The sequence below is a fragment of the Citrobacter sp. R56 genome (genome assembly GCF_016811995.1).
In the GTDB taxonomy this organism is placed as follows: Bacteria; Pseudomonadota; Gammaproteobacteria; order Enterobacterales; family Enterobacteriaceae; genus Citrobacter_D; species Citrobacter_D enshiensis.
The window spans coordinates 1,162,606-1,186,124 of the sequence record NZ_CP069159.1 but is presented as its reverse complement, the minus strand read 5'-3'; the positions used below and the strand labels follow the sequence as shown (position 1 = coordinate 1,186,124).

31 protein-coding genes and 1 other annotated feature are annotated in these 23,519 nt (G+C 47.6%); of the genes, 17 read left to right on the top strand and 14 right to left on the bottom strand.

Features of this window, described 5'->3' with window-relative positions:
- Positions 1-54: 54 nt before the first annotated feature.
- Genes JM656_RS05720 through JM656_RS05700 form a run of 5 tightly spaced genes read right to left on the bottom strand, consistent with a single transcriptional unit; the run spans position 55 to position 4,190 of the window.
- Complete coding sequence (locus tag JM656_RS05720) at positions 55-2,712, bottom strand: toprim domain-containing protein (protein ID WP_203360356.1); 2,658 nt, start codon at positions 2,710-2,712, stop codon at positions 55-57.
- 39 nt (positions 2,713-2,751) lie between these two features.
- The gene (locus tag JM656_RS05715; protein WP_203360355.1) at positions 2,752-2,970 is read right to left on the bottom strand and encodes a hypothetical protein; all 219 of its coding nucleotides are present in this window, start codon (positions 2,968-2,970) and stop codon (positions 2,752-2,754) included.
- A gap of 2 nt (positions 2,971-2,972) precedes the next feature.
- Complete coding sequence (locus JM656_RS05710; RefSeq protein ID WP_203360354.1) at positions 2,973-3,533, bottom strand: 3'-5' exonuclease; 561 nt, start codon at positions 3,531-3,533, stop codon at positions 2,973-2,975.
- Between the two features lie 15 nt (positions 3,534-3,548).
- Positions 3,549-3,869: a hypothetical protein gene (locus tag JM656_RS05705; RefSeq protein WP_203360353.1), complete on the bottom strand. Its 321-nt coding sequence runs from the start codon at positions 3,867-3,869 to the stop codon at positions 3,549-3,551.
- 33 nt (positions 3,870-3,902) lie between these two features.
- Entirely contained in the window at positions 3,903-4,190 is a 288-nt protein-coding gene (locus JM656_RS05700; protein ID WP_203360352.1) for a Cox family DNA-binding protein, read from the bottom strand.
- Between the two features lie 102 nt (positions 4,191-4,292).
- On the opposite strand from JM656_RS05700, the gene JM656_RS05695 reads away from it, so the two are divergent.
- From JM656_RS05695 to pheA, 4 genes are all read left to right on the top strand, one after another.
- Positions 4,293-4,601 carry a DNA-binding transcriptional regulator gene (locus JM656_RS05695; protein ID WP_203360351.1) on the top strand — a complete coding sequence of 103 codons (309 nt, stop codon included), beginning with the start codon at positions 4,293-4,295 and terminating at the stop codon, positions 4,599-4,601.
- A 66-nt stretch (positions 4,602-4,667) separates the two neighbouring features.
- Positions 4,668-5,660 carry a tyrosine-type recombinase/integrase gene (locus JM656_RS05690; protein WP_203360350.1) on the top strand — a complete coding sequence of 331 codons (993 nt, stop codon included), beginning with the start codon at positions 4,668-4,670 and terminating at the stop codon, positions 5,658-5,660.
- Between the two features lie 162 nt (positions 5,661-5,822).
- Positions 5,823-5,948: a sequence feature (Phe leader region), on the top strand.
- Positions 5,824-5,871 (top strand): pheA operon leader peptide PheL, encoded by a 48-nt coding sequence (gene pheL, locus JM656_RS05685; RefSeq protein ID WP_102000890.1) that lies wholly within the window; start codon positions 5,824-5,826, stop codon positions 5,869-5,871. Its footprint overlaps the feature before it by 48 nt.
- 22 nt (positions 5,949-5,970) lie before the next feature.
- Positions 5,971-7,131, top strand: coding sequence for a bifunctional chorismate mutase/prephenate dehydratase (pheA, locus tag JM656_RS05680; RefSeq protein WP_203360349.1), 1,161 nt, complete (start codon positions 5,971-5,973; stop codon positions 7,129-7,131).
- A gap of 101 nt (positions 7,132-7,232) precedes the next feature.
- On the opposite strand, the gene tyrA is transcribed toward pheA, so the two are convergent.
- Together tyrA and aroF are read right to left on the bottom strand one after the other, a co-directional pair.
- Positions 7,233-8,354 carry a bifunctional chorismate mutase/prephenate dehydrogenase gene (tyrA, locus tag JM656_RS05675; RefSeq protein WP_192613126.1) on the bottom strand — a complete coding sequence of 374 codons (1,122 nt, stop codon included), beginning with the start codon at positions 8,352-8,354 and terminating at the stop codon, positions 7,233-7,235.
- A gap of 10 nt (positions 8,355-8,364) precedes the next feature.
- The gene (aroF, locus tag JM656_RS05670; protein WP_162382701.1) at positions 8,365-9,435 is read right to left on the bottom strand and encodes a 3-deoxy-7-phosphoheptulonate synthase AroF; all 1,071 of its coding nucleotides are present in this window, start codon (positions 9,433-9,435) and stop codon (positions 8,365-8,367) included.
- A gap of 214 nt (positions 9,436-9,649) precedes the next feature.
- Between aroF and JM656_RS05665 the strand changes: the two genes are divergently transcribed.
- From JM656_RS05665 to JM656_RS05650, 4 genes are all read left to right on the top strand, one after another.
- Complete coding sequence (locus JM656_RS05665; RefSeq protein WP_203360348.1) at positions 9,650-10,024, top strand: DUF2799 domain-containing protein; 375 nt, start codon at positions 9,650-9,652, stop codon at positions 10,022-10,024.
- Positions 10,025-10,183: 159 nt separating this feature from the next.
- A complete protein-coding gene (locus tag JM656_RS05660; RefSeq protein WP_203360347.1) occupies positions 10,184-10,702 on the top strand; it encodes a YfiR family protein in 519 nt (172 codons plus the stop codon).
- Complete coding sequence (dgcN, locus tag JM656_RS05655; RefSeq protein WP_203360346.1) at positions 10,695-11,918, top strand: diguanylate cyclase DgcN; 1,224 nt, start codon at positions 10,695-10,697, stop codon at positions 11,916-11,918. The genes JM656_RS05660 and dgcN overlap by 8 nt, the downstream gene beginning before the upstream one ends.
- Positions 11,919-11,933: 15 nt before the next feature.
- On the top strand, positions 11,934-12,419 hold the full coding sequence (locus JM656_RS05650) for an OmpA family protein (RefSeq protein ID WP_203360345.1): 486 nt from the start codon (positions 11,934-11,936) through the stop codon (positions 12,417-12,419).
- A 4-nt stretch (positions 12,420-12,423) separates the two neighbouring features.
- Here JM656_RS05650 and JM656_RS05645 read toward each other — a convergent pair whose 3' ends face one another.
- From JM656_RS05645 to JM656_RS05615, 7 genes are all read right to left on the bottom strand, one after another.
- Entirely contained in the window at positions 12,424-13,791 is a 1,368-nt protein-coding gene (locus JM656_RS05645; RefSeq protein ID WP_203360344.1) for a PepSY domain-containing protein, read from the bottom strand.
- A 63-nt stretch (positions 13,792-13,854) separates the two neighbouring features.
- Entirely contained in the window at positions 13,855-14,265 is a 411-nt protein-coding gene (locus JM656_RS05640; protein WP_370552304.1) for a DUF2946 domain-containing protein, read from the bottom strand.
- Positions 14,266-14,559: 294 nt separating this feature from the next.
- Complete coding sequence (locus JM656_RS05635; protein ID WP_203360343.1) at positions 14,560-15,456, bottom strand: hypothetical protein; 897 nt, start codon at positions 15,454-15,456, stop codon at positions 14,560-14,562.
- A 105-nt stretch (positions 15,457-15,561) separates the two neighbouring features.
- Positions 15,562-15,855 (bottom strand): hypothetical protein, encoded by a 294-nt coding sequence (locus JM656_RS05630; protein ID WP_203360342.1) that lies wholly within the window; start codon positions 15,853-15,855, stop codon positions 15,562-15,564.
- Complete coding sequence (locus JM656_RS05625) at positions 15,852-16,238, bottom strand: hypothetical protein (protein WP_203360341.1); 387 nt, start codon at positions 16,236-16,238, stop codon at positions 15,852-15,854. Before JM656_RS05625 ends, JM656_RS05630 begins: the two co-directional genes overlap by 4 nt.
- Positions 16,239-16,337: 99 nt before the next feature.
- Complete coding sequence (locus tag JM656_RS05620) at positions 16,338-17,363, bottom strand: site-specific integrase (RefSeq protein ID WP_203360340.1); 1,026 nt, start codon at positions 17,361-17,363, stop codon at positions 16,338-16,340.
- Between the two features lie 4 nt (positions 17,364-17,367).
- Positions 17,368-17,946, bottom strand: coding sequence for a phage repressor protein CI (locus JM656_RS05615; RefSeq protein ID WP_238929199.1), 579 nt, complete (start codon positions 17,944-17,946; stop codon positions 17,368-17,370).
- A gap of 125 nt (positions 17,947-18,071) precedes the next feature.
- On the opposite strand from JM656_RS05615, the gene JM656_RS05610 reads away from it, so the two are divergent.
- The 9 genes from JM656_RS05610 to JM656_RS05570 all read left to right on the top strand — a co-directional run bounded on the left by JM656_RS05610 (position 18,072) and on the right by JM656_RS05570 (position 23,519).
- Positions 18,072-18,296 (top strand): hypothetical protein, encoded by a 225-nt coding sequence (locus JM656_RS05610; RefSeq protein WP_097408529.1) that lies wholly within the window; start codon positions 18,072-18,074, stop codon positions 18,294-18,296.
- 35 nt (positions 18,297-18,331) lie between these two features.
- Positions 18,332-18,841, top strand: coding sequence for a phage regulatory CII family protein (locus JM656_RS05605; RefSeq protein WP_203360338.1), 510 nt, complete (start codon positions 18,332-18,334; stop codon positions 18,839-18,841).
- Between the two features lie 7 nt (positions 18,842-18,848).
- A complete protein-coding gene (locus JM656_RS05600; protein ID WP_203360337.1) occupies positions 18,849-19,076 on the top strand; it encodes a phage filamentation protein Fil family protein in 228 nt (75 codons plus the stop codon).
- Positions 19,063-19,263, top strand: a complete 201-nt coding sequence (locus JM656_RS05595) for a hypothetical protein (RefSeq protein WP_000085637.1) — start codon at positions 19,063-19,065, stop codon at positions 19,261-19,263. Before JM656_RS05600 ends, JM656_RS05595 begins: the two co-directional genes overlap by 14 nt.
- 69 nt (positions 19,264-19,332) lie before the next feature.
- Entirely contained in the window at positions 19,333-19,560 is a 228-nt protein-coding gene (locus JM656_RS05590) for a DUF2732 domain-containing protein (protein ID WP_001246240.1), read from the top strand.
- Positions 19,560-19,781 carry a TraR/DksA family transcriptional regulator gene (locus tag JM656_RS05585; RefSeq protein WP_203360336.1) on the top strand — a complete coding sequence of 74 codons (222 nt, stop codon included), beginning with the start codon at positions 19,560-19,562 and terminating at the stop codon, positions 19,779-19,781. Before JM656_RS05590 ends, JM656_RS05585 begins: the two co-directional genes overlap by 1 nt.
- Position 19,782: 1 nt before the next feature.
- Positions 19,783-22,005, top strand: coding sequence for a replication endonuclease (locus tag JM656_RS05580; protein WP_203360335.1), 2,223 nt, complete (start codon positions 19,783-19,785; stop codon positions 22,003-22,005).
- Between the two features lie 114 nt (positions 22,006-22,119).
- Positions 22,120-22,302, top strand: coding sequence for a hypothetical protein (locus JM656_RS05575; protein WP_203360334.1), 183 nt, complete (start codon positions 22,120-22,122; stop codon positions 22,300-22,302).
- A 395-nt stretch (positions 22,303-22,697) separates the two neighbouring features.
- The gene (locus JM656_RS05570) at positions 22,698-23,519 is read left to right on the top strand and encodes a hypothetical protein (RefSeq protein WP_203360333.1); all 822 of its coding nucleotides are present in this window, start codon (positions 22,698-22,700) and stop codon (positions 23,517-23,519) included.

The window sequence follows — 23,519 nt, the reverse complement described above, 5'->3', positions numbered from 1 at the left end:
GTTCCCGACACATGAACTTAATGGTTAATGTGTCGGGGCAAAAATGTTCAATTGCTAATTTTCTTTTCTGAAAATCCAGCATCGAAATGTGTCTGGCATTCTTTGCATATCCCCTTTACCACGATTATGGCGCTCACTAACCGCGCTGCGCGTGGTGCTTTGTCTGATAAATCGCCGTTCATTACCGTTTTTTAACAGCTTTTTAATTTCCGTTAAAGTGAACGGAATTCGCTGCCGGTGTGCTGCGGCGACCTCCTCCAGATGGTTAAAGTTAACCGCAATTTCACTTTCATCTGACGAGTGATTGACGCCGTAGGGGGCCAGTTCATCCAGGTAATCAAACAGATCCCAAAACTCCTGAACCATAGGATGATCCTTTTTAAGCGCCTGACAGCGTTCCACAGCCAGCGCAGTGATCGATTCACGCGTCTTTTCTATGCGTTCAACCGGTACCGGCACAACAAGCGCGAGCGCCTCCAGCAAACCCACAAGCTGCGCGTGATTCTTGGCAATACGGATATGGCGAATACTGCTGTTAGACTCCAGCTCATTCCTGGCACGTTCGTACCCCTTGCCGAACGTCTGCATGATTTCTTTTTCGCGCATGGTGGCCAGCAATGTGAATCCGGATACCTGGCTGACGGGCAGTTGTTCAAGCCGCTCCGCTGCATGGCGCGTATGAATGGACTGCCCGCGCTTATCGGTATAGATATGGATAATACGCTCCAGAAATGCCTTGCTGCCGTCTGTATCAGCGTTCTGTGCAATTACAATACTGCCCCTGAATGGCGGCTCGTATGTCTCGTTATTGTTGGACTTTATCCCCACTGCACGGGAAGCACGGCCGTTATACAGTGATTTCAGTTCATCCCAGTCAAAAGCACGTTGTTTAGCATTATCCGTGGTGCGGTCGCCTTCGATTAGCACAACCGGCAAGTTGCCGACCTGGGCAAAGTTGCGCCCACGCGCTGCGGCCGTAGACTTAGAAGGATCAAACCCTTCGTATTCCTCACGGCCGACGAGCTTCCACAGAAATTCAATCAGCGTGGATTTACCAGTCCCCGGTTCACCCACGATTTCCAGAAACGGGAATGACTTATCGCGCTCACGGATTTGTTCGGCAAACAGCGACCCCAGCCAGAACGCCAGCGCCACATACCCTTTCTCACCAAATGCCGTCCAGATATCGTCAATCCAGCCAGTGGTAAATTCATTCAGTTTTGGATTCAGATCCAGCGATGGTGTCAGGCTCAGGCTTTTTACACTGGTGTGATTGATTTCAAAATAGTCTTCATCGTTCATCTCATACAGCCGACCATCGCTCACGGCCACGCGGTTAAAAAGCCACGCAGAATAATCTTTGTTGTAGCCGATAAAATTCTGCGTCTTAACTTCTTTTATTTCAGGAAGGCGCATCTGGATGAACTTATCCAGCTGTTTGGTACTGCCGGTATATACCGCCCCTTTGGCAATATGCAGCAAACGTTTTTTGAACTCGGCGGAGCTAGTGAGCTGGTTCGCCGTGAAGGTATCCTTCACTGCTGGCCGGTTTGGCATGTTGACCTTAACGTAATACCAGGACTCGTCTGTAGGTTCAGAACGCTGGAAATAGAGCGGAGTCAGCCAGCAGTTAGCAATTTCTGTTACGCCGCCAGATTCTTTCACAGCCCGTTCTTTGGCTTCCCAGTCCTGGATAACTTCGCTACCAGTGCTACTGATTCGCTCATAGGCTCGCATGTACCTGTCCAGATCCAGTTCAAACCAGTACATGCGGGAATTATGCTCAAAGTAAAACGAATGCCATTCGTTATGCTGATGCATGAGCAGGGCTTTTTCTGTCGGGCTTTTCGCCAGCAGAATATCGCCATAGTAGCGATAATTTTTGATGTCCGATTTGCTGAGCCGGTCACGCAGCAGAAGGTCATTCCAGTCAAGGCTGGAGGATGATTTCACCGGCTGCGCCGCGCGAACTTTCCAGCCAGCATCCTCACTACGGGCAACGAACGCCAGCGTGTGCTTTGTGCCGGCCTTATCACCGTCAAACGCCCATACAAGGCGTGGGCGCGGTTTTTCGCCCAGTTCTTTAGCCAGCATATCCAGTGCGGCCAACGGGTAATTGTTACTGCTCAGTGTGGCAACTGCGGGTAAACCCGCCTGGCAAAGACTCAGCGCATTAAATATTCCTTCAGTGATCCAGATTTCGTTCACTTCCAGCAGGTTGACAGAAGGTGGCACCCACCAGTGACCAACATAGCTCCCTTTGATATTGGCTTTTTGCTTACCAAAGCGTTGGGGCTGGTCAATAATGCGCTCCCACGTCGCACCACATGCCAGCTTAAATTTGACTGTTGCCGATCCCATGCCATCTTTAACAAACGCGCCCTGGGTGAAAATACCTTTCAGTGGTTCGGTATCCAGTCCTCTGGCCTCACGCAGATACGCCTCCGCAGCTGCGTGTGGGGTTTCAGGCGTGTCCTGATACCGCTTAGACCAGTCCTCAAATATATCCGGATACTGCTCTTTAACAATGACCTGATGGCCGCAGTTATTTTCGCGGCCACACTTCAGAATCCAGGGCTTATCTATGCTGGTGAATAATTCGCGCTTACGACACTTAGGGCATACACCCTGCTGCAAATACTTATCCCGCTCTTTAAACTCAAAATCCTGAACAAGACGGCGCACAACGTCCTGTTGTATCGTTGCGTTCATATATAATCCATGTGTGAAATAATGAATAAAAGGCAAAAGTTATATTCTGTACTGCTTGTTATATCTTTCATGCGTCATTAATTCCCAGCTTCTGCCTCTATCCTTGCTTAGTAAACGCCAGCGATAGGAAACATGAACAGAGAAATATTGATTCGGCTTAATAACCTGATATACCTTTTTGCCGTTGTAATATTCCGCCAGCGCTGAAAATGCCTTATTAATGACACTTTCACTTGCATGAGAGGTCACTTTCAGCATGATTATTTCACACTGGCTATTTTGACAAGATACATCCAGACATAAGAAACAATTTTTATGTTGTGGATTGCATGGTTATATGCATTGCGAGTGAACGTATAAGGAATAATACTGTCCATGTTAAGCCCCAGCGTCGAGGCAAGTTCAACAATCGTAATAACGGACTGCTCATTGCCGCGGGTAAAACACTGTCCTGCAAACTTATTCAAAGCATGCCGCAACACAGAACTGTGAAGTGATGGACACCCATTCCATAACTTCACACTCGCGGGGTCAGCATTTTCATTAACGAATGAATAGAAATCACAGATTGCCAGTTCTATATCCTGACAATCATCATCAAGTAACTGACAACGGACTTCAGAGGACTGGCGTAACCACCACTCTATAGCTTCCGCACTGACTGTACCACCGTTGCTCATAGCATCATCAAGACTGATTCGACGATAAAATGTTTCACCGATTTCACCAGTTTCAGGATTAAAGAAAATTGCAGCAATAGCCGTAATTGCTGCGGTAGATTTATCATCCATTGCTTCAATGTCAATCATTAAATGATTCATGGCATTCCCTTAATGTTAAACAGCTTTCAGATTAGAATTGCTTTTTCTCATTACCCCTGAAGCAAGAGAAGAAAGCACTGGAACATTATCTTCCGTTGGTATATCGCCCTTAAATGCCATCAGGGTAATTTTGTGAAGTTCAGCAAAATCATCAACATCATTATTAAATCGTGCTGTTGCAGATATTCCTTCCAGACACTTAGCCAACTGAAGATTCAACTCCATCAAATGAATACCGTCACTGTGGACAGAGAAATTTTCTTTATCAATCACTGTTGCCTGTGCGTGATAGCTTTGCAACAAATTCCGAATAAGCGTGGCATATTTGCTTTTCATAGTTAATTTCACATTATCTAATGAAGTTAATATTTAATTCTGAGTTCTGTATTTTTCGGTTGTGAATAGCCGATTTTTCCAATCGTGCCACTCGGGTGGAGCCTCTTTTGCAAGATGTTCTGCATAAGAATCCCACTCGCCACGATGAATATAAATTTCACCACCTTTCTTCGATGGGTTCAGAGGATCCTTCATGCGGATCACTGGCAATTTTCCAGCCATCGCCATCTTGCGAATTGCGGCAGGTGTTTTGCCAATATATTCAGCAAAAAGCTCTGGCGTCACCAGCTCTGACAGCGTGTTATCTGCTGCTTCCTTCATCTGTGGTATCCTCCGTCAGTTTGGATTTCTAGGATGCTTTAAGGCGTCCTAGGGTGTGTTTTTCGTCATCAAATGATGACACAACCAAAGGATAATCCTCAAATGATGACATCGTCAAGAAGTCATGCAAAAAAACTAAGAGATATGCGAATCGCCGAAGGAATTACCCAAGCTGATTTTGCAAAAATGATGGAAATTGGCTTAGGAACAGTCAGAAATTACGAGAGCGGACAGCGGGAGGCTGGTATGGGGATAATTGATAAAGTTGTAAATCATCCACGATTCACGAAATACACCCTTTGGTTAATGACAGACAAAACGGCACCAGCTGCAGGACAAATAGCCCCGTCTCTCTCCCCTGATGGGCAAGGCGACAAAAAATCGTCCCCTTCCACCCAGAAGGTTGGTTAATTGTCTGGTTTTTCTATGCTTTAAATCAAAAGTTACATAATGACTCAGATATCGGAGGGCTTCGCTATGTCGATCAAGAAGCTCGATGATGGTCGTTTTGAAGTGGACGTAAGACCGCGCGGAGCTTCAGGAAGAAGAATTCGTCGCAAATTTAGTCGTAAAGCGGAAGCTCAGGCATATGAAAAGTATGTTCTGACAAACTTCCACGATAAAGAGTGGCAGGATAAACCCGCAGACAGAAGACTACTATCTGATTTGATTGCTATATGGTGGAGTTACCATGGAAAGAATCACAATTATGGTGACTCATATAAAAAGCGCCTGGATAAAATCAATCGCGAAATGGCCGAACCCAGAGTGTACGAACTTACTCGTAACTTTCTGATGAAATATCGTGCAGAAAGGCTTCATAGCGGAGTCTCGGCCGGAACGGTTAACAGGGATTTCTGTGTCATATCCAGCATGTTCAGTCTGCTGATTGATATGGAAGAGTTCCATCACGAAAACCCATTCCATACAGTGAAGAAATTGCGTCTGGAAAATACAGAAATGTCGTTTCTCTCTGAAGAAGAGATCTGCAACTTGCTGAATGCTCTTACCGGGGATGACCGCAGGGTTGTCGTTCTTTGTCTGAATACTGGTGCACGATGGGGTGAAGCCAGTAATCTCAAAGCTGAGCACGTTATAAGTAACCGTGTAACCTTTGTTAAGACAAAAACTGGCCCAGCTCGTACTGTACCGATATCAGAGGAAATAGCAGACTATATCCTCACTCGTAAATCGGGGAAATTGTTCGATACCAACTATGAACGGGTTCGTGATGTTTTGCGCAAGATAAAACCAGACTTGCCGAAAGGTCAGGCACTGCATGTTTTACGCCATACCTTCGCAACACATTTCATGATCAACGGTGGGAATATCATCACGCTACAGCGCATTTTGGGGCATACGACAATTGAGCAAACAATGACATATGCACACTTCGCCCCAGATTATCTGACTGATGCCATACGATTTAATCCAATGCACGGAAGTGTCCACATAATGTCCATGAACTAGGGCATTTTAGGGTGTATTAGGGCTAATGAGGCGCTCATAACATATTGATTCATCAATGAGCGCCTTATCTGACGGGCCTTCTCAACGCACCTTCGGGCGCGTTTTTTGTTGACAGGGTTAAAACAGTGCGGGTACTTTACTCTTGTCACCAAAGGAAAATGACATGAAACCAACACCGTTCTTCTTCGCATTCTTTTTTACCTTCCCCTGAATGGGAGGCGTTTCGTCGTGTGAAAAAGAATGCGAAGACGAACAACAAGGCCTCCCAAACCGGGGGGCCTTTTTTATTGATAACAAGAAAGGCAACACTATGACATCGGAAAACCCGTTACTGGTACTGCGAGAGAAGATCAGCTCGCTGGATGAAAAATTGCTGGCCTTGCTGGCTGAACGTCGTGAGCTGGCGGTTGAAGTGGGCAAAGCTAAATTGCTCTCTCATCGCCCGGTGCGCGATATCGATCGTGAACGTGATTTGCTCGACAGATTGATCACGCTCGGCAAAGCGCATCATCTGGATGCGCACTATATCACCCGCCTGTTCCAGCTCATTATTGAAGACTCCGTACTTACCCAACAGGCCCTGCTGCAGCAACATCTGAATAAGATTAACCCTCACTCTGCGCGTGTGGCTTTCCTTGGGCCCAAAGGTTCTTACTCTCACCTCGCCGCCCGTCAGTATGCCGCCCGCCACTTTGAGCAGTTTATCGAAAGCGGTTGTGCAAAATTTGCCGATATCTTTAATCAGGTCGAAACCGGACAAGCAGACTACGCCGTCGTGCCGATTGAAAACACCAGCTCCGGCGCCATCAACGACGTTTACGATCTCCTGCAGCACACGACGCTGTCCATCGTCGGCGAGATGACCATCACTATCGACCACTGTGTACTGGTTTCTGGCACGACCGATTTGAATACCATCGAAACGGTATACAGCCACCCGCAACCCTTCCAGCAGTGCAGCAAGTTCCTGAGCCGTCACCCACACTGGAAAATCGAATACACCGAAAGCACGTCTGCAGCGATGGAAAAAGTGGCACAGGCGAACTCTCCACACGTTGCCGCGCTGGGAAGTGAGGCTGGCGGCGTATTACACGGTTTGCAGGTCCTTGAGCGTATTGAAGCGAACCAGACGCAAAATATTACCCGCTTCGTCGTACTGGCACGCAAAGCAATCAACGTTTCCGATCAGGTTCCGGCAAAAACGACACTGTTAATGGCAACTGGCCAACAGGCGGGGGCGCTGGTTGAAGCACTGTTGGTGCTGCGCAACCACAATCTAATCATGACCAGACTGGAATCACGTCCGATCCACGGTAATCCGTGGGAAGAGATGTTTTACCTCGACATCCAGGCTAACCTGGAATTACCGGAGATGCAGAAAGCGCTGAAGGAGTTGGGAGAGATCACCCGTTCCATGAAGGTCCTGGGTTGTTATCCCAGCGAGAACGTGGTGCCGGTGGATCCGAGCTAACGTTTAACAATGCCGGATGGCGCTGCGCTTATCCGGCCTACAATTCATGCAATTTTTGTAGGCCTGATAAGACGCGCCAGCGTGGTCATCAGGCATCTTACTTACTGACGGCTATCATTCGCCTGACGTAGCAGCGTACGACTTTCATTCTGGAAGCGTTTGGCGTAATCACCAAACCAGTGTTCGACCTTGCGGAAGCTGTCAATAAAGGCCTGTTTATCCCCCTGCTCCAGCAACTCGATAGCTTCACCAAAACGCTTGTAGTAACGCTTGATCAACGCAAGGTTGCTTTCTGACGACATAATAATATCGGCATACAGCTGCGGATCCTGGGCGAACAGGCGTCCCACCATCGCCAGTTCAAGGCGATAAATAGGAGAAGAAAGCGCCAGAAGCTGTTCAAGCTGGACATTTTCCTCTGCCAGATGCAGCCCGTAAGCGAAGGTAGCAAAATGGCGAAGGGCCTGAATAAACGCCATATTTTGATCGTGTTCGACAGCGCTGATGCGGTGCAGACGTGCTCCCCAGACCTGAATTTGCTCCAGGAACCACTGGTAGGCCTCCGGCTGGCGACCGTCACACCAGACCACCACCTGCTTCGCAAGGCTGCCGCTGTCCGGACCAAACATCGGATGCAGACCAAGAACCGGTCCGGCATGCGCCGCCAGCATCGCCTGCACAGGGCCGTTTTTCACCGATGCCAGATCGACCAAAATGCAGTCGGACGGTAAACGCGGTAGTTTTGCAATCACCTGCTCAGTCACGTGGATTGGCACACTGACAATCACCATCCCGGCATCGGCAACAATCTCCCCGGCGCGATCCCAGTCCTGCTGCTCAAGAATGCGTACCTGATATCCTGAAAGCGTGAGCATTTTCTCGAACAGTTGCCCCATTTGACCGGCACCACCGACGATAACCACCGGACGCAGAGAAGGGCAAAGGGTCTTAAACCCTTTGTCATTCTCACTGGAGTAGGACTCACGCATGACCCGGCGCAGCACATCTTCGATGAGATCGGGTGGAACCCCCATCGCCTGAGCCTCAGCACGGCGCGAAGCCAGCATCGTGGCCTCTCGCTCAGGTACGTAAATCGGCAGTCCAAAGCGGCTTTTAACTTCACCGACTTCAGCCACTAATTCCAGACGGCGCGCCAGCAAATCCAGCAGCGCCTTGTCCACTTCATCTATTTGATCGCGTAATGCGGTCAACTCAGCAACCATAACAAGCCTCTTATGCTACACGCGCCGCCAGATGACCGTTCAGATTTCCACGAATTTCACGCAGCAGTGCATCGGTGGTTTCCCAGCTAATACACGCATCTGTCACAGACACACCGTATTTCATATCGCTGCGCGGCTGCTCAGAAGACTGATTGCCTTCGTGAATGTTGCTTTCAATCATTAAGCCAATGATTGAGCGATTTCCATCTTTAATCTGCGCAACCACAGACTCAGCCACGGCAGGCTGACGGCGGTAATCTTTATTCGAGTTACCATGGCTGCAATCTACCATCAGAGAAGGATGCAGTCCTGCCTGTTCCATCTCTTTTTCGCATTGTGCGACATCGGCAGGGCTGTAGTTAGGTGCTTTGCCGCCGCGCAGTATCACATGGCCATCCGGATTACCCTGAGTCTGCAACAGCGCAACCTGGCCCGCCTGATTGATCCCAACGAAACGGTGCGACTGTGCAGCGGCACGCATCGCATTGATCGCTGTCGCCAGGCTACCATCCGTACCATTTTTAAACCCAACCGGCATGGAAAGACCCGATGCCATTTCGCGGTGAGTTTGCGATTCAGTGGTACGAGCGCCAATAGCGGACCAGCTGAACAGATCGCCCAGGTATTGCGGGCTGTTAGGATCCAATGCCTCTGTTGCCAACGGCAGTCCCAGATTGACCAGGTCAACCAGCAGCTGACGCGCAATTTTCAATCCGGCTTCCACATCAAAAGAGCCATCCATATGAGGATCATTAATCAACCCTTTCCAGCCAACGGTAGTCCGGGGTTTTTCAAAATAGACGCGCATCACCAGGTAGAGGCTATCGCTGACCTCTTCGGCAAGGGCTTTAAATCGACGAGCATATTCCAGCGCAGTTTCAGGATCATGAATAGAACATGGCCCACACACCACCAGCAGACGAGGATCGCGACCGGCGATAATGTCAGAGATGATTTTACGTGACTGGGCGATTTGCGCCTCTTGTGACAAACTCAGCGGGAATTCCGCTTTCAGTTGTTCTGGCGTCATCAGTACCTGTTCGTCAGTGATGTGTACGTTGTTCAGCGCGTCTTTTTGCATGATGGTGATCCTGTTTAGCTCGTTTGCGATAGTTTTCCTCAGTGAGGATGGCGTAACGATACCACAACAGGTAAAGATTTCAATCCACATTCCGTAAATTTTATTTTACAGACATCAACTTTAGTGCAGCCAGTAAGCATCTTTATGTAATTATAAATTTACACTCCGGTATTTATTAATCCGCTATGCTTTGAAAAACACAGGAGAACAGGCAATGAAGCGATTCGCAGGCGCACTACTCATAATATTTCTCAGCGGATGTCAGATAGATCCTTATACGTTCTCCCCTACCTGGACCGGTACTGACTGGTACGATGCCGGTATTGAAGATGCAATTGCAGGATATGCCGTTAAAGATAACGACATGCTTGCCGATACATTTAATGACCCGGAAGTCGACCGGGCGCAATACCTTAAAGGTTATGCAGAAGGCCAGCGAAAAACCTGCCAGCAAGATTTAGCGTATGCCAGAGGCCTGGCAGGGAAAACATTCCCCGCCAGCTGCGATACCGTAGAAAATGCCAGTGAGATACGCAGCGCCTGGCAAAAAGGTGCCGACGAAGGGGCAAGCGCAATTCGGCTCAATTAATAAAAACCTTACGAATAAATACTCGCATGAGATTTACCTTAAGAGACATCTATTAATCTGTAGGGTGTAATGACTCTCAGGCAAAATAATGTTATTTTGTTGTAAACAATCACGGATGTATTTAAATGCTTTACAGCTGATGCTGGTGAGGACCTGTCTATGATATTTTCTCACCGACTCATATTACTGCTAACGCTTTTAATGGCGGGATTGCCACTTTACGCTGCGAGCATGACCGACGAAGCCAAATCTGTGCGTTCGATAGTTTCTGGCATCGTCAGCTATACACGCTGGCCTTCGTTATCAGAACCACCAAGGTTGTGTATTTTCTCCTCGTCTCGTTTCACCAGTGCACTTGGAGATAGTCATTCGGGGTCATTACCCTACCAGCCAGTTATCATCCGCTCGGAACAGGAAGCACTGACCGCGCGTTGCGATGGTTTTTATTTCGGAAATGAATCCCCTACCTATCAGGTGGAATTAACGAATAAATATCCGTCTAAGGCATTGTTATTAATTGCAGAACAAAATCCCGAGTGTATTATCGGCAGCGCTTTTTGTTTGATTATTAACAATGATGAAGTCAGATTCTCCGTTAATCTGGATGCACTCTCGCGCAGTGGCGTCAGAGTAAATCCGGACGTATTGATGCTTGCACGGAATCAAAAGCATGGGTAAGAATCTCTCCCCAATCACGCGGCCGACGTTCAAACGGACATTACGACGCATCAGTATGATTAGCGTCGTAGTGACGATGACCCTGATCTGGTTGCTGTTATGCGTGGCGTCTGTTTTGACGCTGAAACAGTATGCGCAAAAAAATCTGGATTTGACCGCCGCCACAATGACCCACAGCCTTGAGGCTGCGCTGGTGTTTTCTGATGGGACTGCTGCGGCAGAAACGCTGGCGGCGTTGGGGCGACAAGGCCAATTTTCAGCGGCAGAAGTCCGCGACAAAAATCAGAAATTGCTCGCAACCTGGCATTATGATGCCAGAGCCACCGACGACAAGCTGAGTAGCTTAGTCAACCACTGGCTGTTTCCGCTACCGGTCACTCAACCGGTCTGGCATAACGGCAATGTGATCGGTGAAGTTCGCCTGACCGCCCGTGACAGCCTCATCAGCCATTTTATCTGGTTGTCTTTGGCGGTCCTTACCGGGTGTATTTTACTGGCGACAGGCATTGCGATTCTTCTCACTCGCTATTTGCACAATGGCGTGGTTGATGCACTGCAAAATATCACGGACGTGGTACACGACGTGCGCACTAATCGTAATTTCTCACGCCGGGTTTCCGAGGAGCGCATTGAAGAGTTTCATCTGTTTGCGCAGGATTTCAATAGTCTGCTGGATGAAATGGAAGAGTGGCAATTACGACTTCAGGCTAAAAATGCCCAGTTGTTGCGTACTGCATTGCACGATCCTTTAACCGGTCTTGCGAATCGGGCTGCATTTCGCAGCAGCATTAACGCGTTGATGAACGATAATTCCGCCCGTAGCAGCTCGGCATTGTTATTCCTGGATGGCGACAATTTTAAATTAATTAATGACACCTGGGGTCATGCAGCTGGCGACCGGGTTTTAATTGAAGTGGCGAAAAGGCTGGCGGAATTTGGTGGTAAACGCCATCACCCTTACCGCCTCGGCGGGGACGAATTTGCCATGGTACTTTATGGCGTTCATTCAGAATATGAAGTCCAACGCATTTGCGCCGCACTCTCGCAAGAGTTTAACCGGCCTTTTGATCTGCTTAATGGGCATCTGGCGAACATGACGCTGAGTATTGGTTTCGCCCTGACGTGGGAAAATGCGACCGCTGAAAAATTACAAGAATTGGCCGATCGTAATATGTATCAGGCTAAACATCAGCGTTCTGCACGCTGGATTAAATAATAAGGAATTACACACATGATGAAGCGTCTTTTTTCTCCATTTATTCTGGCCACCTTGATTTTGACGGGTTGTCAGGCACAGCCGCAGGGCAAATTTACCCCAGAGCAGATTGCAGCGATGAAGTCATACGGATTTACCGAATCCGCCGGAGACTGGTCTTTGGGACTTTCCGATACCATTCTGTTTGATAAAAATGACTACAAACTGCGCCCGGAAAGCCAGAAGCAGATCCAAAGTATGGCTTCCCGATTATCGTCTACCGGACTGAACCATGCCCGCCTGGACGGCCACACGGATAACTACGGCGAAGACAGCTACAACGAAGCGTTATCGCTCAAGCGTGCAAATGTGGTGGCAGATGCCTGGGCTCAAGGTGCGAACGTTCCGCGTACGAACCTGACGACCCAGGGTTTAGGCAAAAAATACCCGGTCGCCAGTAATCAAACGGCAAAAGGCCGTGCTGAAAACCGTCGTGTTGCCATCGTTATCAGCACGCCTTAATCATTTAGTCGGCTGACTGCGTCTGGAGAGTACGAGAAGCACTGAACCAGCGCAGCCAGTCAACAACCATAAACAGCAAGAGACTGACTCCCAACACTGGCATCGCTACCCCCAGCGCGGCAGCCAGCACCGCCAGGCCGACCCTTCCTTGCCAGTTGATCGCGAGAATCCCCTGTGCAAGCGTCTGAACGGGATTAACCACTGAGCGTGCCGGGCGACGGATCCACCACAGTCGGTAGCCGATCACAATCATCAGACACAGCCCAACCCCGAACGCGATCAACGCGACCTGGTTTAACACGCCAAACAGTATCCCCATATGAAAATCCACACCCCAGCGCGTCAGTTTCGCCATGAGCGGGAAATCAGAAAAATGCGTACGATCGATAACGTGCAAGGTTTGAGGATCCACAGAAACAGCATCAACCTGAGTTGGCCAACGGCGATCGATTTCCGTCACCGTCCAGCCATGCTGCACGTCCTTTGGCGGTCGGATCTCCAGCCTTCTGGCATCAATTCCTGATACCTGCGCGACATGCAACACTGCATCAAACGCGTTTGCATCAACGCTTTTTGCAGGCATCGGCATTCCCGCAGAGTGCCCATGATGACCAGCATGTTCATCCTGCACTGGCATAACGCCATCCCGTTGTGTGTTCACCTGCGGTGTTAGCCAGCCAAAAGTGGCCCGCATTTTATCCACATTGCCGCCAGCCCACTGCGACCATGTCAGGCCGGTTGCCGAGAAAAGCAGCATCCCCACGAGCAAAAGCCATCCCAGCGTGACATGTAGACGGCGATGATTCTGTACGCGGTTTTTCAGCAGACGTTTAGGACGGGTAAAATACCAGAGCATAATGCCGCCCAGCGCCGCCACCCACATCCAGGAGGCGGCCAGCTCGCTATAAATTCGCCCAACATCGCCGAGCAGCAAAGAGCGGTGCGCATAGTCGATCCATTGTCGCAGCGGTAAAATACCGCTGGTGCCATAGACCGTCATATCGCCTGTTACCGCCAGCGTAACCGGATCAATAAAAATTGCCCGGTTCTCCGACGCATTCAATACAGGGTCGGCAAACATGACGCGTGTCGTTTGCCCCGCTTCCAGAGCCGGACGCACAGCATGCAATCGCAAATGTCCGCCGGTTACCTGTTCAGCGATGGCGATTTGGGCCGCCAGCGGCTGCGTCTCACCCTGAACACTGCCTTGCAGCGCTTGCGAATAGAGCGCCTCCTCCAGCTGTGGCGTCGCCACATACAGCGTCCCTGTTAAGGCCGCCACGAAAATAAATGGCCCGACGAACAGACCAATATAGAAATGAAGACGTCGCAGCAGGGTAATCCATGCCGCGCGTGAAGTGCAGGTGGTCATACTTTTCCTCAGAACAAGCAAAAGAGTGTCATGACGCTTTCGCGCACAAACTTATTGTAAGAATCAGGAAATAGCAGACCTGCGCGGCGGCGCGCGCGTATTGGGGAGAAGCCAGGGAAAGAAATGCCAGTGTTTAACAATCGGTCGCGGGGGCGCACTTTTCTGCCGGAGCAGTATTGCGCACAGCAGAAGCACAATCGCCAGAATCAACCCAGGAACATGCGCGAACAAGACACAATAGCCGCACGCTTCTCCATGGTCGACAGGCATCGTTGCGGGCGCAGACTGTTGATGATGCTCATCGGGTTCAGCCATCATGCTCATCTCATGATGCATGCCCGGCATTGCACTCATGGGGTCTTTTTGCAGAGAAACCGAGATCAGCGGCGCGACAACAACCAGCAGGATCGCGAACAGCGCGAGCCATGCCGCGTTGTATTGATGATCTGACTGGCGAAATGTCCCGATATCCACGGTTCCTCCTGCGACGACGGAGGCATTGTAAATGATACATGACAAAAAAGTTAACAAAATGAACTAATCAGCCATAAAAAAAGGGCCAGCCAATTGGCCAGCCCTTTTTAACAGGATGTCGCCTGAGCGATATCTTAGTTAAGACGCTTTTACCTGACACCATTGATAAACATACATTTTTTATTATAAACAGTTAGTTATATGTATCACTGGTGCAATCAAGTGCAGCCAAAAACATGCTACGTGGGCAGGATGTGGACATCAGTAACCTAATTTTGTTAGCCAATATTCATCTCATTTTCCAGAACCAAGCTTTCCTATCGCAGCCTCTATGATTTTAGTCAATGAGTCCAATTCATTCTTATCAAGCTTTCTTGACTCAAGTAATTCCGTTGATTGCCCTGATTCTAACTTACCAACCTGAGAGCTAAAGCTGATTTTGTCCAAAACATCGCTTAAATCCGATTCTTTTCCGATTGATAGATAGAGCTTAATCACCGTCAACATTTCTTCTCGAGAACGCTTTATAGCTTCATAATATCTAAACTCATCCATCGTTACCCTGTACTGTTTTAAAAAGAAAAATGAAATCAACTCAATAAAAAACAAAACGCCAAAATTCGGAAGCAATGATATTATTTGTCTTGTAATATCATACTCAGGGTTAAGAGTGTGCGCCTGCATGTAAAAAAAGGATAGCCCACATATAGAGAATAAAATTCCTAAAAATAAATAGAGACTCCCACGAGAAAGAATAGTATTTGAGAGACGTTCAGATCCTTTAATCAATTTTTGAAGATAACTTTCGAATGATTCATCTTCAATTTTATCAGGGTTACTTACAATATCTGGCATGATCCGACCATTTTTTCTCCCGTCATTTTTATCCTCATACCCTGAAATTTTCAAGATAATTTTCTGGATGGGAGATATGCCATAAATGACCGTGTAAGCTATATCTAGCGAGGTAGCAAATATAATCTGAATACCTGCGGGCATCTTACGAAAATCACTACTATTAGACTGCAATAAAAAATTGATAGTTGAATCTAGCCACCCCAAACTAAATATCACACTACAAAATATGAAAACAAAACATATCTCTATAAAATTGAGCGTACCTCGTTTATATTTGATAACCTTTATATAATCTTCTTTTGTAAGCTTATCATCCTTATCTTCAGCACTCATCCTAGAACCTCATAAAATAAATAAACCATAAATTTTGAAAAAATTCATATGCGCTAAGCATATCAAAAACATCCTGACAGCTTTAACTCATACATTATATCATCCTTACCAACGCCCGGAGGCCTTAGGGGAATTTATAAAATCCCAAACTTTTTTATTGATAAAGCCATCTGTTTTAGTTGGTTCAATCTCCGATAGTATAAAAGTAAAATCAGCACCAAAATGCTCTCTTAACGGCTGTGACAAGTCAAAAACATCCTCATTAGATATTATAATAATTGTGTTTGGCATCGCTCCGAACCAATTCAAAACCTCACGTTGTTCATCAAGAAAATCCTGAATTTTTTGTCTGGTTATCGTTCCCGAGGAAGACATAAAAGACAGCATAAACACTTTCATTGCTCACCCTCCTTGTTAGCCGATTGGCTTATTGCTGGATTTATTATTTGTTCAACCGAGGCTGGAGTAAAACTAAGATCCCCACCTTTTTGTTGCATCCACTGTATGGATTCATGCCGCAATTGATAGTCTTCTGATTGAAGCTTTTCTGGTTTTCTTACAGCGAAATAAATAAAAACACCACAAGCGACAAGGACTAAAAGACTTATTAAGAACACCATGATATAAACTACCAGATAGAATGGTGTTTTCGAAAAATAAATAGCAACCCATGCAAGCATAGGTATTGCAATAGCGCATAGCCATAGAATTGGATTTAGTGCACTCTTTATATGAAGATTTTTAACTGCACTTTGTGAGAGACGCCCGAATTGCTCAAACATGACATACACATCCGCAAAATGAAGGCTAAGCCCATAGAACCAAAAGTAATGATATACTGATGCATATTTATTCAATATGCAATAAATCAAGGGAAACAATCACCCATTCAGCTCCGATATTGGATTTAAAGTAGCAGCTTCCTCCAAGTGATCAGGAGCAAAATGCGCGTAACGCATAGTCTCACGGATGTTAGCATGCCCAAGTATTCTCTGGAGAACTAAGATATTCCCTCCATTCATCATAAAATGGCTAGCAAAAGTATGTCGAAGAACATGCGTTTTCTGCCCCTCAGCTAATTGTATATTGGTTAGAGCAAGCATTTTCTTGAACTCCTGATAGCAGGGGTGGAACATTTTTCCCTGCAAAGGAGCCAACTCGTCATATAGCCACCGAGGGATCGGTACTGTACGATTCTTCTTTCCCTTAGTTTTCGTGAAAGTCAACTTGTGGGGCGAAAGCTGTGAACGAGTAAGACGCTCGGCCTCGCTCCATCGAGCGCCAGTAGCAAGGCATACTTTGACGATACGAGTTAAGTAAATTTTTCCGTAACATTCGCACGCGTTGAGCACTTCGCGAATTTGAGGCTGGGTAAGCCAGGACATTTCTTTTTCGGCTTCTTTGAAAACTCGCACACCTTCGAGAGGATTTGGCAGACTCCACTCACCCAAGCGCTTCAGCTCATTGAAAACAGCTTCGAGGTACTGTTGTTCCCGGTTCACAGTCACAGGTTTCGCAATCCACTTTTCAGGATTTGCGTGGTAGCCATTGTCGATTTCACCCTTGAGGCGTTTATCCCGATAATGTGCGAAATCTTTGGCGGTAAGCTGGGTAGCGATCGGGTCGCCAAGACCCCGGCAAACAATGTGCAGTTTGGCCAATCGTGATTTGCTGGCAGCGAGCGACTGACCATGGAGGTTATGCCACAGCTCAATCAGTTCACTCAAACGTCGACGGTCTTCCTTCTCACCCATCCACGGCTTATTTTGTGCCTCTTCTCGGTAATACTGTTCGAAGGCAACGGCTTCACCTTTGGTTGAAAACTTCTTACGCACGCGGCGACTTTCAGCCCCGTCGACGCGGAAATCACAAAGCCATTCACCCGATGTCAGTTTTTTAACACTCATATCATTAGCTAGATTTCGTCAGGCTTACCAGCACCATGCCAATACACTTAACCTCAGAAACTGAGCATTGAAAATCGGCATCAGAGTTGCTGACTTTTATTCTGTTCCCCGGGATCCTTGCAACGTCATAGATATCATGATCCCCGTCGATACTGAGCATCCATCGCCCATTTGCTATATCAGTCATATCAAAGTCAACTATCCAAGATTGCTGGCCTTTTACTATGTAATTGGGGTGCGTCGCCTCATTAGAAAAGAGGTTAGCATCAACAATCCAATGACCGTTTTCCTGCAGCTTACCTGCAACAATATCCAATCGGTCTAATGTTTTCATTTCGCCATTAGTATGGTCTGCATCAAACTTGTTCCCCTTCCCTGTTGCCAACCAACGTAAAGACACCCCAGTGTCCAAAGCGCATGCAACAACAACATCCCCGGGGAAAAAATTACGCCTAACCCAAGTGCTGATTGTTCCCGATGACAGCTCATGCAAGTCACCGAGTTGTTTTTGCATGGTGAAGCCATACGCATCAAGAATGCGCTGCAGCACTGCTTTTCCACCCTCTAACTCATCCAATCTCATCTTAAAAATCCGAGTTATCGCGAAAATCCAAATTGACATCTCGCATTTTCGAGATAAGATTCTCACTTGAATTTAAAAATGCACGCCAATGCACCAAACCAACTAGTAACCGGAGATGATTACTTATGACTCCACAAATTGCAATCCCGCCCGGCGCTGATCTCATGACTTATGACGAATTTGCCGAATGCTACGGCTACTGCATTCGCACTGTAAAACAGATGGTTGCTGATGGAGACCTCCTCCTGATGCCTCGTAAAAAAGACGGTGGTGCAGCGCGTATCAATATGGTTGCCTTCCGTGCTCGACTCTTGGCTCAGGGACTTAATTGCCGCTATGTGGCAGCCTGAGCAACTCGATTATTTAAGATAGCGAGGGAAAATACATGTTTGATTTTCAAATTTCCAAACATCCCCACTATGACGAAGCGTGCCGGGCTTTCGCGCAGCGTCACAACATGGCGAAGCTGGCCGATCGTGCGGGTATGAATGTTCAGACGTTACGTAACAAGCTCAACCCGGAACAGCCTCACCAATTCACGCCGCCTGAGTTATGGCTGCTGACTGACCTGACCGAAGACTCAACCCTCGTTGATGGCTTTCTGGCGCAGATACATTGTCTGCCATGCGTGCCGGTTAACGAGTTGGCTAAAGACAAATTGCAGACTTATGTCATGCGCGCAATGAGTGAACTCGGCGAACTGGCGAGCGGTGCTGCATCTGATGAACGCCTGACCTCTGCTCGTAAGCACAACATGGTTGAAAGCGTTAACGCCGGTATTCGCATGTTGTCATTGTCGGCGCTGGCGTTACAGGCTCGCATCCAGGCTAACCCGGCAATGTCGAGCGTGGTCGACACCATGACCGGCATTGGCGCAACATTCGGTTTGGTGTGAGGTGCCTGTGCTGAAAAATGAACCTTCATTCGCCTCTCTGCTCGTTAAGCAAAGTCCCGGCATGCATTACGGTCACGGCTGGATTGCGGGGAAAGATGGTAAGCGCTGGCATCCGTGCTGCTCACAGTCCGAATTATTAAAAGCGCTGGAAACAAAGCCGCCGAAGTCGTCAGGCTTTTTAATTATTCGTATTGTCCACTTTATTATTAAAGGGATTAAACATGTCACGCGATGAATTAAGAATTGTTTTGGGAGCCATGATTCCGAATATGGAAGACGGCTTTGAAATTAAAACCCGCGACGGTGCAATACTTCGTGTTGACCCTGAGTGGGAGTGCTGCAAAGAGTTTAAGGATGGTCTGAAAGCTGAAATTATCAGCCAGTTAAAAAGTAAACCTGCCGTTGTATTTGGCTATAGCTAATTAATCACAATTAATTATCTGGCGTAAACCCGCCGGGCATTTTATTGCCCGAAATCAGGAGAGTTAGTTATGCGCAATACCGAACCTCGTAGTTTTAACACTGATAGTGACGCGTTGGCCGTACTGCTGACAGATGCCAAAAAAGAAGAACGCAAAGACCGCGCACTCGCCGTCTCAATCCGTCTTGAGGCGCTGGCTATCCATATAACCAAAGAAGGTATGAACGGCAAAGAGGCCGCTGAATTGCTACGCCGTGAAGCCACCCGCTTTGAAAATGAATCTCAGGAGTTGCACTAATGGCCGACGCAATGGATTTAGCACAACAGCGCGAGCAGGAAGAGCGCGAACGCCACATCAGCAACGCGCGCAGTCGTATTGCTGCGCCTTCTCGTTTTCTCTGTGAAGTATGTGACGCACCGATTCCGGAAGCCCGACGCATTGCACTTCCGGGTGTGGGCTTGTGCGTGACCTGCCAGCAAATCGCCGAGCTTAAATCAAAGCATTATCGGGGGGTATGAATTGGCTGTTCAATTCGCTTTTCCGTGGAATGCTCCACGGTCGGCAATAACCAGTCCATATCTTACCTACGACCAACAGTATCGCCGCGACCGTATGTTCGCGGCTTTGCTGCATGCGAGAAAAGTGCTTTCGCTCCAGCCCGAATGTGTGCGCTTTGATGTTTATCGCACTGCTGCGGTACTGGAGCAAAATCAGGGCAGTCAACGAGCCAATGCTTTTTTAATAAGTTTCTGCAAAAAGGCATTGCCGCGTCTTGAACTGGTCGCAAAAAAATACGAGTGCACCGGTATTAACAGCAACGTATCAGCCGCTGTTTTCGGTTGTCATTTCGATACCCAGCTTATGCAATATCTGGCGTCTCGCATGGTCAACATGGTCGCCAGATGCAACCGACTCCCGGATATGGCACGCGCCGACATCGACCTGCTGGCTGCTGATATCGCCGATTTTATCCGTGCAGAGTTAGTCAACATTGACGATTCTGACATGTGTGAACTGGAGACATTAAATGCCTGGTATATGCATGCTGGTTTCATCACTCTGCAATTCAGGATAATGCCACCAGAGTGGGAAAAGTCGCGGGATAAATATTGGGATCAGGATAAAGTCGCTCCAGCAATTGCCCGTATGTTTTCAGAAAAATGGTGGCGTGGCCGTCTGCGTCGCGTTGCGGCTGCGTGGCGCGAACACCTGCAAATCGCAATCGGAAATGTCAGTAAGAAAAAACATGTCTACGCAAGTAAAAACTGCGTGACAGACTGGCGTGAGCAGAAGCGCAGAACGCGCGAATTTCTCAAGGGTCTGGAGCTCGAAGACGAGGACGGCAACCGTATTAGCCTGATTGAAAAATACGACGGCTCAGTCGCTAACCCCGCTATTCGGCGATGCGAGCTTATGACCCGCATTCGTGGATTTGAAAATATCTGCAATGAGCTCGGTTATGTTGGTGAGTTTTACACCCTGACCGCGCCGTCTAAATATCACGCCACGACAAAGGCAGGCTACCGTAACACCAAATGGAACGGAGCCAACCCATCCGATACGCAAAACTATCTTACAAGCCTGTGGGCTCGCATACGCGCAAAACTCCACCGTGAAGAAATTCGTATTTTCGGGATCCGAGTTGCAGAGCCTCACCATGATGGATGTCCTCACTGGCATATGCTGATGTTTATGCTCCCGGAGGACGTCGATACCGTTCGTGGCATTATTCGGGACTACGCATGGCAGGAAGATTTTCACGAACTCAAAAGCGATAAAGCCAAAAAAGCACGTTTCCACGCAGAAGCCATTGATCCGGAGAAAGGCAGCGCAACCGGCTACGTCGCGAAATACATCTCGAAAAATATCGACGGCTACGCTCTTGATGACGAAACAGATGACGAAAACGGTGAGCTACTGAAAGAGACTGCCCCCGCCGTTTCAGCATGGGCGGCACGCTGGCATATTCGTCAGTTTCAGTTTATCGGCGGTGCACCAGTGACTGTTTATCGTGAACTGCGTCGCCTTGCAGATACCGAGACTGCGCACGGTCTGAGTGTTGAGTTCGCGGCTGTCCATGACGCCGCTGACGCTGGTGACTGGGCTGGCTATGTTAATGCGCAGGGTGGTCCATTTGTCCGTCGCGATGATTTGCAGGTGCGCACGCTTTACGAACCGCGCACCGAGTTTAACCAGTATGGTGAGGAAACTGTCTGCATTCGCGGCGTGTACGATTCTGCTGTCGGTGCTGGCACCCCGATTTTAACCCGACTCACGCAATGGAAAATTGTACCGAAGCGTGCCGTTGATTTGGCCGTTGACGTTAAGGGCGCTCCTGCGCCCTCTCGGAGTTCTGTCAATAACTGTACGGGAAGCGAAAGCGATCCACCGGTACTCGATTTATCAAAACCCCTGAGCCGGCGCGAAAGGCGAGAGCTGACGAACCGACTCAAGAAGCCAAAGCCACCAAAAAGGGAGAAATTTATCCACGGCACGGATGAGCAAAACGCCGCGATAGAGAAGACTATCGACGATATCCATCTGACAACCGGCATCAACATCAGCCGGGGCGAAGCCCTGCATCTTATGGCCGGTGGTAAAAGCTGCTTTGATGGAAAATGGCTAAGGGGAACATCTAAAGGGGAGATATTTTCCACTGTTCCATCGAACCAAGCGAAGGCTAGGAAAATCCTCAATCGTGTTGCAGCGTTGGCAGAAGCATCAAAGCTAAAAATCGACTAATTCACATCCATATCATGCACATACAACACCTGCTTGATTCACTTTTTCTCTTCCCATCATTTGCCAATACGTGATACTGTATAAATATACAGTCATCATATTGGGAGGGATTTCATGGTTGGGGAACATTTCAGCCGAACGCAGCAAAAGTGGGCTTGTGTGCAATTCATCGCCGAGGTATCTCTTATTGCCAACTGCAAACCGGCAGATTTGAAGCTGGCACTAACTCTGATTGCCGACCTAGCTAACAGCGAAAGCAACGAAGAAAAAGACGAAATTTTCTATAAAGCTGAATAGGTAAACGCGCTGATGCAAAAACTAGATTTTGGCGTCAGCGGGTTTGAACAACGAGCCTCGCGAGGCGTTAGCCTGCCCTTGAAAATCTGACCATGACCGGTATTTTCAAAGTCGTTTTTTATGCCATTTTTCCGCGAATTTCCCGTTTTTTAGCTGTGCATGCATCAGGTGCATGATTTTGCATGCGTCATGGGTTGCACGTTCTGGCCGTGTGCAGCCAGAACTGGCGCGGATCCAGAGTAGTCATGCAACTGCATTAAAAGCGACCCATAAAGCGGGCAGGCGTGGCGGGGATAGCATTGCGCGCAACAGCATAAAAGTATTGATTATTTTCTAGAAAATGGTATCAGTGTGCTTTAACTATGAGATTAAACGGAATTTTCTAAAGGACACGTATGACTGTCAATTATGATCTGGTTATCAAGAGTGGTGACAACGCAGTCGATATGGACTACGCACTTGATACATTGGCTGGCGCTTCAGATGTAACTTGCCTACTAGCTGAAGCTATCTTACGTAAGAAAGTTGTTAAAAGGCGAACTGAGTCTAGCCCTGCTAGGGCTATATTACATCAAAGTTTTAAAAGTTCTTATGGGCAGAATTTTGAATTGATTATTGATGATCCAAAGTTAAATGCTCGGTTAGTTGAAATAACCAACCCCGTTTTTACAGAAATCATGAGTTTTTATATATCTGAAGCATTATACATTCAAAACCCACCTTTATCGGCCAACGCCTTACACTATATAAAAGAGCTCGAAGAGATGGAGGATGAACTGGTAAATAGAATTCGAAACCCATTAAGAAAAATGCACGAAGTGAATAACCGCCAGAAATGGGATATTGAGTTCAACTATAAATCCGGTTTACAAAAAAGAAAAATCGTCAATCTTGATGCTCGCACGCTCTCAAATTTAACCTACACAAAAATAGAGCGTGAGAGGATTAATGTCATTGCTGTTGTAACGAGATTTAACTCCCGTACAGGAAATGGGCGTTTAGTTCTTGAAGGCGAAAATGATACTATTGCATTTGGGTTTTTCGTTCCATATGGGACTGTATCTGGAGCTCAAAGAAAAATAATGTCCTTGAATCTCTATGTAAACACAGGAAGAAGAGAAGACTTTACTTACCTAAAAATGTCTGTTAGTAAGGTTGTAATTAAAAGCGGCGAAACAATTAAATACTTAGTACATTCAGCGAACGTTTTGGAATAA

Coding starts and splice junctions, on each gene's coding strand:
- JM656_RS05715 (WP_203360355.1), bottom strand. CDS start 2,970: ATGCTGAAAGTGACCTCTCATGCAAGTGAAAGTGTCATTAATAAGGCA.
- JM656_RS05620 (WP_203360340.1), bottom strand. CDS start 17,363: ATGAGTGTTAAAAAACTGACATCGGGTGAATGGCTTTGTGATTTCCGC.
- JM656_RS05595 (WP_000085637.1), top strand. CDS start 19,063: ATGTCACGCGATGAATTAAGAATTGTTTTGGGAGCCATGATTCCGAAT.
- JM656_RS05575 (WP_203360334.1), top strand. CDS start 22,120: ATGGTTGGGGAACATTTCAGCCGAACGCAGCAAAAGTGGGCTTGTGTG.
- pheA (WP_203360349.1), top strand. CDS start 5,971: ATGACATCGGAAAACCCGTTACTGGTACTGCGAGAGAAGATCAGCTCG.
- dgcN (WP_203360346.1), top strand. CDS start 10,695: ATGGGTAAGAATCTCTCCCCAATCACGCGGCCGACGTTCAAACGGACA.
- JM656_RS05650 (WP_203360345.1), top strand. CDS start 11,934: ATGATGAAGCGTCTTTTTTCTCCATTTATTCTGGCCACCTTGATTTTG.
- JM656_RS05635 (WP_203360343.1), bottom strand. CDS start 15,456: ATGAGTGCTGAAGATAAGGATGATAAGCTTACAAAAGAAGATTATATA.
- JM656_RS05720 (WP_203360356.1), bottom strand. CDS start 2,712: ATGAACGCAACGATACAACAGGACGTTGTGCGCCGTCTTGTTCAGGAT.
- JM656_RS05690 (WP_203360350.1), top strand. CDS start 4,668: ATGTCGATCAAGAAGCTCGATGATGGTCGTTTTGAAGTGGACGTAAGA.
- JM656_RS05660 (WP_203360347.1), top strand. CDS start 10,184: ATGATATTTTCTCACCGACTCATATTACTGCTAACGCTTTTAATGGCG.
- JM656_RS05610 (WP_097408529.1), top strand. CDS start 18,072: ATGACTCCACAAATTGCAATCCCGCCCGGCGCTGATCTCATGACTTAT.
- JM656_RS05615 (WP_238929199.1), bottom strand. CDS start 17,946: ATGAGATTGGATGAGTTAGAGGGTGGAAAAGCAGTGCTGCAGCGCATT.
- JM656_RS05665 (WP_203360348.1), top strand. CDS start 9,650: ATGAAGCGATTCGCAGGCGCACTACTCATAATATTTCTCAGCGGATGT.
- JM656_RS05695 (WP_203360351.1), top strand. CDS start 4,293: ATGATGACATCGTCAAGAAGTCATGCAAAAAAACTAAGAGATATGCGA.
- JM656_RS05630 (WP_203360342.1), bottom strand. CDS start 15,855: ATGAAAGTGTTTATGCTGTCTTTTATGTCTTCCTCGGGAACGATAACC.
- JM656_RS05570 (WP_203360333.1), top strand. CDS start 22,698: ATGACTGTCAATTATGATCTGGTTATCAAGAGTGGTGACAACGCAGTC.
- JM656_RS05700 (WP_203360352.1), bottom strand. CDS start 4,190: ATGAAGGAAGCAGCAGATAACACGCTGTCAGAGCTGGTGACGCCAGAG.
- JM656_RS05585 (WP_203360336.1), top strand. CDS start 19,560: ATGGCCGACGCAATGGATTTAGCACAACAGCGCGAGCAGGAAGAGCGC.
- JM656_RS05645 (WP_203360344.1), bottom strand. CDS start 13,791: ATGACCACCTGCACTTCACGCGCGGCATGGATTACCCTGCTGCGACGT.
- JM656_RS05710 (WP_203360354.1), bottom strand. CDS start 3,533: ATGAATCATTTAATGATTGACATTGAAGCAATGGATGATAAATCTACC.
- JM656_RS05625 (WP_203360341.1), bottom strand. CDS start 16,238: ATGTTTGAGCAATTCGGGCGTCTCTCACAAAGTGCAGTTAAAAATCTT.
- aroF (WP_162382701.1), bottom strand. CDS start 9,435: ATGCAAAAAGACGCGCTGAACAACGTACACATCACTGACGAACAGGTA.
- JM656_RS05590 (WP_001246240.1), top strand. CDS start 19,333: ATGCGCAATACCGAACCTCGTAGTTTTAACACTGATAGTGACGCGTTG.
- tyrA (WP_192613126.1), bottom strand. CDS start 8,354: ATGGTTGCTGAGTTGACCGCATTACGCGATCAAATAGATGAAGTGGAC.
- JM656_RS05605 (WP_203360338.1), top strand. CDS start 18,332: ATGTTTGATTTTCAAATTTCCAAACATCCCCACTATGACGAAGCGTGC.
- JM656_RS05705 (WP_203360353.1), bottom strand. CDS start 3,869: ATGAAAAGCAAATATGCCACGCTTATTCGGAATTTGTTGCAAAGCTAT.